The organism is Bacillus haikouensis, from assembly GCF_013179555.1.
Classification (GTDB): domain Bacteria; phylum Bacillota; class Bacilli; order Bacillales; family Bacillaceae_B; genus Rossellomorea; species Rossellomorea haikouensis_A.
Genome location: NZ_JABMCR010000502.1, coordinates 1 through 1,641 on the forward strand (window position 1 = coordinate 1; position 1,641 = coordinate 1,641).

The following is a 1,641-nucleotide window of genomic DNA, read 5'->3' on the forward strand; positions in this document are numbered from 1 at the left end:
GGATTTTGGTCACTTAGTGCAGGAATATAATTTGCCACTTTACCATATGAGGCAAATGGCCTGGCGATTTCAACTAATTCTTCCAATAGGGTATGACTCGACATTTGCTTTTCACTCCTTTACTCACTATTGTAAGTTTCCCTATTTTCAATAAATGAAAACAGTGCAAATGCTTTCATGAAATTGTGTGACAAAACCTTTCTTAACCGATATACTAGTACTATTGAAAAGGAGGAATCTTCAGTGGAAAGCATCGTACCGATTAAAGGTAAAGTAAAGTTTGTCATCACATTGGATTCCGGAGTATGGATTTTTGATGACAGAAAGATTGATTTGACTACTTTTTTTGAAGAAGGAAGCATTATAAAAGACGAGCTTGAAGAATATACAAAGGCGGTTTCGAAACACTGGTCCCGTGAAATCCAGGAAGGTGCAACATATCCGCCTACTTTAAAAACAGAAAAGAAATATGAAAAGGAAAAGGTACTAACAGGTACTTTCGCCATGCCTTTTTCTCCATTTCTTAAAAATGCAGAACCGCTTGAAACTGCTTCTTCCATCATTGTTGAAACTGACACCGGCGAAATTAGGTTCGGGCTTGACGAAGCAGATGAATTACTAATGCGGTTTTCGCATAACGGAAAACCACTAAAAGAAGATGGGCCAGTCCACATTCTTTTCAAAGACGGTTCGAATAAGAATGAGCCGATAAGACATGTTAAGGCATTCCGTCTGGAATAGTACCTTTATTTTCTACATAAAATAATTAAACCGGTGCAGGAACCCCTGCTCCGGTTTTTTCATATGGTATAAATGTATTTATTTTCCTTCCGGCTTGCACTGCCGGGAGAATACGCTTTTATTATAAGAGGTCTGCTGCCAGCTGAGCAAGACCCGACCGTTCCCCTTTCATCAATTTGACGTGCCCCGCTATTGATTGTTCCTTGAACTTTTCTACTACATACGTCAACCCGTTATTATATTCATCCAGGTAAGGGTGGTCGATCTGGGCTGGATCACCCATCAAGACGATTTTACTTCTCTCCCCTACACGGGTCAGGATGGTTTTCACTTCATGTTTCGTAAGATTTTGCGCTTCGTCGATTATGATAAACTGATCAGGAATACTTCTTCCTCTAATATAGGTGAGTGCTTCTACTTCTATAGATGCCATCCCTGCTAATATATCGTCCAGTTCACCAGGTTTCTTCACATTGAACAAATATTCGAGATTATCATAAATCGGCTGCATCCAAGGTCTCAGTTTTTCCTGTTTTTCCCCTGGCAGATAACCAATGTCTTTTCCGACAGGTACAATTGGCCGTGCTACCAGAAGCTTGTTGAATTTATGAAAATCCTCAGTTTGCAGCAGACCGGCAGCAAGTGCAAGAAGCGTCTTACCGGTTCCTGCCTTTCCAATCATCGTCACAAGGGAGATATCGTCACGGAGAAGCAGTTCTGTCGCCATTGTCTGCTGGACGTTTCTTGCTTTGATCCCCCACATATGGTCATGATCATATACTAATTTCTTCACTTTCAATCCGGATCCGTCAACCATACCGAGCGCTGAAGCAGAACTTCCCAAAACATCTTTCATAATGATGAATTCATGTGAATAAAATCGCTGTTTCGTAATTTCTT

The 1,641-nt window shown here is 40.7% G+C and carries 2 protein-coding genes; one reads left to right on the forward strand and one right to left on the reverse strand.

Features of this window, described 5'->3' with window-relative positions:
* Positions 1–243: 243 nt before the first annotated feature.
* Positions 244–741: a peptidyl-prolyl cis-trans isomerase gene (locus HP456_RS23690; protein ID WP_172255595.1), complete on the forward strand. Its 498-nt coding sequence runs from the start codon at positions 244–246 to the stop codon at positions 739–741.
* A gap of 121 nt (positions 742–862) precedes the next feature.
* On the opposite strand, the gene HP456_RS23695 is transcribed toward HP456_RS23690, so the two are convergent.
* On the reverse strand, positions 863–1,641 hold a 779-nt coding region (locus HP456_RS23695; protein WP_172255597.1), incomplete at its 5' end, for a PhoH family protein.